The organism is Mycobacterium gordonae (genome assembly GCF_001417955.2).
Taxonomy (GTDB): Bacteria; Actinomycetota; Actinomycetes; order Mycobacteriales; family Mycobacteriaceae; genus Mycobacterium; species Mycobacterium gordonae_B.
The window spans coordinates 196,888-203,527 of the sequence record NZ_LKTM01000339.1 but is presented as its reverse complement, the minus strand read 5'-3'; the positions used below and the strand labels follow the sequence as shown (position 1 = coordinate 203,527).

Genomic DNA, 6,640 nt, shown 5'->3' with positions numbered 1-6,640 from the left:
CGGCGGCCAAAGGCCCTGGTGCTGGGCATAGTGCTGGCGGTTGTCGTGGCACTTGTGATCGGGGCGGAGTTGCTGATCCGTCACCTGGCGGGGAACAAAGTGGCAAGCGCAGTGGCGTGCGAGGTCGAGGACAGTGCCACCGTCTCCTTTGCCGCCATGCCGCCGATGCTGTGGCAGTACGTCAGCGACTCCTACCCGAGCATCTCGGTGCAGACTGGCGGCAACCAAGTGCGCAGCGCCAAGGGCATGAAGGTCAGCATCGACATCAAGGACCTCCGGCTGAGCGACTCCGGCAACTCCAAGGGCACCATCGGCTCGCTGAACGGCACCATCACCTGGTCATCCGACGGAATCAAGCAATCGGTCCAGGACGCCGTCCCGGTCCTGGGCAGCTTTGTGACCAGCAAGGTCACCACCAATCCCGGCGACGGAACCATCGAATTGAAGGGGATGCTCGACAGCGTCACCGTCAAGCCCCATATCGTCAACAATGGGCTGTCTTTGCAGGTGGTCAACCTGACTGCGCTGGGCTCGAAGATGTCGACCGACACGGTGCAGAGCAACCTGGACAGCCTCACGTCCAAGGCGACGCAGAATTATCCGATGGGCATCCACGCCGACACCGTCAAAGTCACCGACAGCGGCCTGGAAGCCACGTTCTCGACCACTAACGCGAGCATCCCAGCATCGTCATCGAACGGTCAGGACTGCTTCAGCGGGTTGTGATCCGCCTGCCACCAATCGATGCGGTAGACATGGGCGCGTGAAGATCGATGGATCGGTGGCGGTGGTCACCGGAGCGGGCTCGGGCATCGGCCGCGCCATTGCGGCGGCACTGGCTTCGGCCGGTGCCTCGGTAGTGGCCGGCGACATCGACGCGGAATCGGCCGCCGAGACCGCCGCGATGATCGGTGGAGTCGCGTCGGCGGCAGACGCCGCGACCACGGACGGAATCGCAACGCTGCTCGACATCGCCCGCCAAACCTACGGTCCGGTGGACATCTACGTCGCCAACGCCGGTATCAGCGGCCAACTCGGCCTCGGCGACGACGAAGCAGCCTGGGACCGGATCATCGACATCAACCTGCGTGCTCACATCCGCGCCGCCAAAGCCGTTGTGCCGCAATGGCTTGAGCGTGGCAGCGGACATTTTGTCGCTATTGCGTCAGCAGCCGGGCTGTTGACCCAGCTCGGCGCCGCCTCCTACAGCGTGACCAAGCACGCGGCCGTCGGGTTCGCTGAGTGGCTCGCCATCAGATACGGCGACCAGGGAATCGGGGTGAGCTGCGTGTGCCCGATGGGTGTGGACACTCCGATGCTGCGCGGCATGTCGGAATCCCCGGACGCGGAGATGCGGATGGCCGGCGCCGCCGTCACCAGTGCCGGTGCGGTGACTGCCCCGGAGGCCGTTGCGGCCCTCGTGGTCCAGGCGATCGTCGAGCAGAAGTTCCTGGTGCTCCCGCACCCTGAGGTGCTGACCATGTATCGGCAGAAGGGCGCCGACTACGAGCGCTGGATCGCCGGCATGCGCCGCTATCAGCGCACCCTCGAGTAATGCCCGCCACCTGGCGAAAGTCACGCCCTGGTGCGAAGAACCGCTAGCGGTGATGGGGCGGCTGTTCGTCGCGGAGCCGACTCTCGTCCCACGCCGCCCGCACCTGCTCCTCGTCACCGAATCTCTCCAAATCCTCCGGAGTGACGTGCACGCGCGGCCGTTTGGGTGCCGCGGCGGATGGCTGCGATGGTTCGGCGGGCATGGAGATTCTTTCTGTCCGTAACGGTAGCTACCCGTACATCGTCGCAGGTTCGCAGCGACAGTGGCCACCCACTTGACGACATCGCCGGCGGCACGGCGCGATGGCGCTGTGACGCAATCAGTTTGGCCAATATCGCGGGCGGCCCCTGCGACTGGATCAGGGATTATTCCCCGTAATGGCAACGTGATGAGTTTCCAGGCGAGACACTGGGGGCGTATGACTAAGGGCGTCATGGTCAATTGGCTCGAAAACGCAGTTGCCCATCACGCGGCGGTTCTCGTTTGAAGAGGTGAATAGTGAAGAAATTCGCCATTTTCGGCATTGCGGCAACTGCATGGCTATGTATGAGTGTCCCTGTGGCACAAGCGGATATCGGTGGAAACGTACCTGGGCCCGGTTTGTGTGACTATCCGGGGGTCGGCGGGTCCGGCATGGAAATGGGTGCGTATCACTACTGGTGTGACTTCCCGATCGAGGAAAACGGCAGTCGCTGGCACTGCGAGTACGGCGGCGGCGCCGTCCAGGGCGTGGGTGGTGTGAACATCTTCTTCCTCACCGCTCAAGTCATCACTCCGCTGGGTGCGCTCGAGGGCTCATGCTCATTCCGCTGCCCGGACGGCTCGCTATCCGCCGCGCCGAATCCGCCCGGTGCGTGGAAAAACGGGCTCACCCCGAAAAAGTGCGTTCCGCTGGAGGTATCGCCGATTTCGGAACCGAATGCGGATTTGCCGGGCTGGCCGGGGCATCTTCCCGCGGTAACGAATCCGGTGACCCCCAACCCCGTGACAACCGAAAATCCCTGAGACCACTCGTCTGGTCAGCGTCTGACGCGGAGCGTTCACAGCGGGTTCTCAGCGACGCGTTCCTACTGTGGGCCCTCGACGATGCGCGGCAGGAGCATGCCTGCCTACGAACGTCCCACCACCACAACATGTTCCATTCCAACGGCGACGATCTCCCGAACGAGTTCATCAGCGATGTCGTCGACGTCGAGGCTGGAAGTATCGCGACCTCGCTTGGTGCCGCAACCGGGTACATCGACCGCGAGGCAGCGAACCCGGTCGGTTCGGGTGGCCAGCGCCGCGACGGTCTGATCCCAGACCCACGCGCCCATGCCGCCACCGTGCACCAGAACCAAGTTGCTGATCACATCCCCGTCAGCCCTCCCGATTTGCGCCGCGCAATCAAGCGTCCGGCCCAACCACCACCGTGGTCAAAGCGATGAAATCATTGCGGGTGGCAATTTGTGGTAGCCCCTGGAATAACGCATATACCGCTGATATCGACTCATCAAGAAAAACCTCCCTGAGCCACGAGGCGGCGTGACTCAGGTAGGTGTGCGCGGGTGTTCAGGTCGCCGGGGCGAGTGGTGCACCTGGGGCCGGACTCGAATTCCGCATGTCGCCGGGTGCGGAAGTGCCAGGAACGTTTGAGGTCCAGATCAGAATGTCCTGCAATCCGTCGTTGTAGACCACCGCGTTCGGAGCCGCTCCGGTGACATCGGAGTAGAGCATGCCCGTCGATTCGCTGCCTTGCGGAATTGGCGCCGGGTTCAAACCGTTGGGCACCTGCGCCTTGTCGATCAGCCTGTATGTCTGTCAGTTCGGACCCCGGGCACTGAAGTCTTTCACCGTCGGGCAGTTCCGGCGCCGAATAGGCTGCCGGCAATTGCGGCGGCTCCGCTGGCTGCCTTCAGAGTTGTCTTTGTGAACCTCACGACGGGCTCCTTCGTTCGAACAGTTTCCGTCATGCGGCGCGCCCGACCCCTTACTAACACCGCACTTATTCGCCGTACCCCGCGACCGGTTGGTCAAAACGCACCCCATTGGCCGGACGGAATCGGCGCGTCTCAGATGTCTTCAGTTCGTGTTAACGCTTCGCGCGCCGATCGCGATAGATCAGAACGTGATCGAGAGGCGGGCGGTCGGAGGTTGCGGCACCGCTTTGTGGCGTCCGCACAACGCGGCTTCGCATCATTGGCAGCCGGTCACGATGTGCGCGCCGCCAGTCGGCCGTAGTTTGCTGTCAACGCATCCGGCAGTCCCGGAAATACTGGGAAATCAAGACGGTTCATCGAGGCCAGGTTGGCCACATTGCGGCGAGTAGGAAGGGAACAAATTGTTGTCAGAAACGCGATCGACCCCGCGGCAGTTAGGTTTGGCGGCTGCCGACACCAATCCGCGCGCAGTGAACCCCGAGGATCGCACGTGGGTCACGGACGCGCTGTGCCGCAACACAGATCCCGACGACCTCTTCGTGCGTGGGGCGGCCCAACGGAAGGCCGCGACTTTCTGCCGGAACTGCCCGGTGAAGCGGGAATGCGGCGCCGACGCACTCGACAACAAGGTGGAATACGGCGTCTGGGGCGGTCTGACCGAGCGCCGGCGCAGGGCCCTGCTCAAGCAGCACCCCGAGGTCATGTCTTGGGCGGACTTTTTCAATAAAACGAACGCACGCTTCGCGGGTTAGCTAGGCCGGTCTTCCCGACGGCGGGCGGCGAACGCGCGCAGGGCTTGTCGGTGGTCTTCGGTCGCCAGCCCGATCACCTGCGACCGCATCTCCAACTCGAGGTGTTCGCGCAAACCGCCGGCGCCGATGCTCGCGTTCAGCAGCTCCTTCGACATCTGAACCGCCAGCCGGGGGCGGGCGGCAATGGTCGCAGCGAGCTCGATCGCGTCCTGCAGCGGGTCCTCGACGATTCGCTGGACGAGCCCGAGCCGTTGCCCCTCTGCCGCTCCCAGCGGCGATCCGCTGTAGAACACCTCGGCCGCCGCTCCTGCTCCGATCAGTCGCGGCAGCATCCACGACAGTCCCATGTCACCGATCGACACTCCGAGTTTGAGAAACGGCGCGATGAAAACCGCATCCGGAGAACAGAATCGGATGTCGGCAGCAGTCGCGATGGCGAACCCGCCGCCGACGGCGGGTCCACTTACGGCGGCGATCACCGGTTGCCCGATCTCGCGCATGGTCAGTACCGATGTGACGGCACGCCGCATCACCGCGTAGACCTGCTCGATCGATTCGCCGCCGCTGCTGTTCGGCGCCGACGCCTTGAGATCCATCCCGGTGCAGAAGGCTCTGTCACCGCCCGTGATCACCACCGCGCCACAGCCGGCGTCCTCGCCCAGTTGCCGCAGAACACGTTCCAGGTCGCACAGCGTCTGCATGGTGAGCGGGTTGAGGCGCTCCGGACGATCGAAAGCGACCACGCCGACTCCGTCGGATCGCAGCTCGGCACGCAGACCGTCGAGATCCTGGTACTCGACCAACCCGCTCAGCTCCGGGCTCGTCCGCTACCGCGCGCCGTGCTTGCGGCGCCGGCTAGCAGGGGTCGCCGTTGGGCGTGTAGTAGGGCACGCCCTCGGCGGTGTAGCACGGCGGCTGGCCGTTGGCGGCCTGGCTGGCGGCCTCGACGTCGCTGGCCGTCGCCACCCTCGCCGCCGGGTCGGTGCAGCCACCGACTGAAACGTGTCGGCCCCCGACATCACCGCACACGTCAGCGTGCGCGGCCGGCACGGGTGCGAGGGCAAAAGAACCGACCGCTACCAGCGCCGCGAACAACATTTTCACCATCGATTGATCGTACTGACTGTCGCAACCGGGCAAACGCAATTACGCGCTTTCGGCCCGGCGGCTGGTCACCAATTCCCGCTGGTCAACTCGGGCAGTAAGGCAGACGTGGCATCGGGTCCGATCATCCCCATCAGGCGCGCGTTGATGCCGGCCTTCTTTTCGGCGTACATCAATTCGTCAGCGCGGGCCAGCAGTTCGTCGACGGAGGCGGTGTCAGCGGCCGGCGCCTGCACCAGGCCGATGCTGGCTGAGAGTTGGTAGGGTCTGTCCCCGGTCTGGTTGAAATTGCGAAACGCCTCGACCAGCCGTTCTTTGAGCCGGCCCGGGTCTCCCTCCTTTTCGGTGGTCAGGACCAGGAATTCGTCGCCACCGATGCGCGCGATGATGTCCGACTCGCGCAGCGTGGCGCGCAACACCTGCGCGACATCGCAGATCAGCATGTCGCCGACGTCGTGGCCTTGCTCGTCGTTGACGCGCTTGAGGCCGTCCAGGTCGAGAAAGGCAAGCACGCAATTGCGGCGGTGACGGCGTGCGGCACGCACCGCTTGCTCGGCAAGCAGGTAGAACCCGCGTCGGTTGTTCAGTCCGGTGAGCTCATCGGTGACCGAGAGCCGGCGGATCTCCTCGTTCGCCTTTTCCAGTTCGGCGGTTCGGTCGCGTACCCGTTGCTCCAATTCGGCCGAGACCTGAACGTTCTCCATCGCGATCGAGGTCGAGTCGGCGAGTGCCTGCAGCAGGCGCACTTCCTGGTCGGAGGGGTGGTGCTGTTGGGCCCAGTAATTGCCGATGGCACCGATCGGGTCCAGCCGGCGGATGGGAACCATGACCAGGCTCTTGACGAAGGTCGGCCGGTAGATGCCCTGCGGAATGCGCGGATCGACGTAGATATCGGGAATCACCGCGGCTTCCCGGTTGAGCATGGCCCAGCCGCTGATGCAGGCCTCGATGGGGAACCGGTTGCCCTTCCACAGCGGGGCGATGGCCTCTTCGTCGGCGTAATAACACTTGTCTTGGTCGCGCAGCACAAAGGTGGCGCCGTCACATCCGGTCAGCTCCCTGGCTGAAGTGCGGACGATTCGCTGAATATCGGCCAGGCTACGGGCCAACGACAGTTCCTGAACCGCCCGCAGCAGACGCTGCATGCTATTGATGTAATCCGACGCCGCGGGGTGGACAGACGTGTGGGAGGGCGCCGGGTCAGACAACTCGGCGTACATACGCACCTCCGTACGAGCCCGGCCGCTGTCAAAACTCGGCCGCCAAGTCAGGGCAGACGTTACACCGCTCGGTCGGATTATGGCTCCTGA

Annotated in this window: 9 protein-coding genes and 1 pseudogene; 4 read left to right on the top strand and 6 right to left on the bottom strand. The window is 64.2% G+C overall.

Translation table 11 applies throughout. The annotated features are described in order from the left end of the window. Together AO501_RS24255 and AO501_RS24250 are read left to right on the top strand one after the other, a co-directional pair. On the top strand, positions 1–726 hold a 726-nt coding region (locus AO501_RS24255), incomplete at its 5' end, for a DUF2993 domain-containing protein (RefSeq protein ID WP_197419937.1). Between the two features lie 37 nt (positions 727–763). Next, positions 764–1,555, top strand: a complete 792-nt coding sequence (locus tag AO501_RS24250) for an SDR family oxidoreductase (protein ID WP_055580109.1) — start codon at positions 764–766, stop codon at positions 1,553–1,555. Positions 1,556–1,598: 43 nt separating this feature from the next. On the opposite strand, the gene AO501_RS38420 is transcribed toward AO501_RS24250, so the two are convergent. Then, positions 1,599–1,757, bottom strand: a complete 159-nt coding sequence (locus tag AO501_RS38420; protein WP_197419936.1) for a hypothetical protein — start codon at positions 1,755–1,757, stop codon at positions 1,599–1,601. Between the two features lie 296 nt (positions 1,758–2,053). On the opposite strand from AO501_RS38420, the gene AO501_RS24245 reads away from it, so the two are divergent. After that, positions 2,054–2,560, top strand: coding sequence for a hypothetical protein (locus AO501_RS24245; RefSeq protein ID WP_156452756.1), 507 nt, complete (start codon positions 2,054–2,056; stop codon positions 2,558–2,560). Between the two features lie 104 nt (positions 2,561–2,664). On the opposite strand, the gene AO501_RS24240 is transcribed toward AO501_RS24245, so the two are convergent. Continuing rightward, the gene (locus tag AO501_RS24240; protein ID WP_055580107.1) at positions 2,665–2,907 is read right to left on the bottom strand and encodes an alpha/beta fold hydrolase; all 243 of its coding nucleotides are present in this window, start codon (positions 2,905–2,907) and stop codon (positions 2,665–2,667) included. A 199-nt stretch (positions 2,908–3,106) separates the two neighbouring features. Beyond that, positions 3,107–3,394: pseudogene (locus AO501_RS39630) on the bottom strand (DUF1942 domain-containing protein); the annotation flags it as partial. Positions 3,395–3,914: 520 nt separating this feature from the next. Between AO501_RS39630 and AO501_RS24230 the strand changes: the two are divergent. After that, on the top strand, positions 3,915–4,226 hold the full coding sequence (locus tag AO501_RS24230) for a WhiB family transcriptional regulator (RefSeq protein WP_055580106.1): 312 nt from the start codon (positions 3,915–3,917) through the stop codon (positions 4,224–4,226). On the opposite strand, the gene AO501_RS24225 is transcribed toward AO501_RS24230, so the two are convergent. The 3 genes from AO501_RS24225 to AO501_RS24215 all read right to left on the bottom strand — a co-directional run bounded on the left by AO501_RS24225 (position 4,223) and on the right by AO501_RS24215 (position 6,550). Then, entirely contained in the window at positions 4,223–5,029 is an 807-nt protein-coding gene (locus AO501_RS24225; RefSeq protein ID WP_055580105.1) for an enoyl-CoA hydratase/isomerase family protein, read from the bottom strand. The two genes, AO501_RS24230 and AO501_RS24225, sit on opposite strands and share 4 nt — an antisense overlap. 52 nt (positions 5,030–5,081) lie before the next feature. After that, positions 5,082–5,333 (bottom strand): hypothetical protein, encoded by a 252-nt coding sequence (locus AO501_RS24220; RefSeq protein ID WP_055580133.1) that lies wholly within the window; start codon positions 5,331–5,333, stop codon positions 5,082–5,084. A gap of 65 nt (positions 5,334–5,398) precedes the next feature. Then, positions 5,399–6,550, bottom strand: a complete 1,152-nt coding sequence (locus tag AO501_RS24215) for a GGDEF domain-containing protein (protein ID WP_055580104.1) — start codon at positions 6,548–6,550, stop codon at positions 5,399–5,401. Between the last annotated feature and the right edge of the window lie 90 nt (positions 6,551–6,640).

Bases quoted from the DNA above. Each gene is read 5' to 3' on its own strand.
- AO501_RS38420 (WP_197419936.1), bottom strand. From the start codon at position 1,757: ATGCCCGCCGAACCATCGCAGCCATCCGCCGCGGCACCCAAACGGCCG.
- AO501_RS24220 (WP_055580133.1), bottom strand. From the start codon at position 5,333: ATGGTGAAAATGTTGTTCGCGGCGCTGGTAGCGGTCGGTTCTTTTGCC.
- AO501_RS24215 (WP_055580104.1), bottom strand. From the start codon at position 6,550: ATGTACGCCGAGTTGTCTGACCCGGCGCCCTCCCACACGTCTGTCCAC.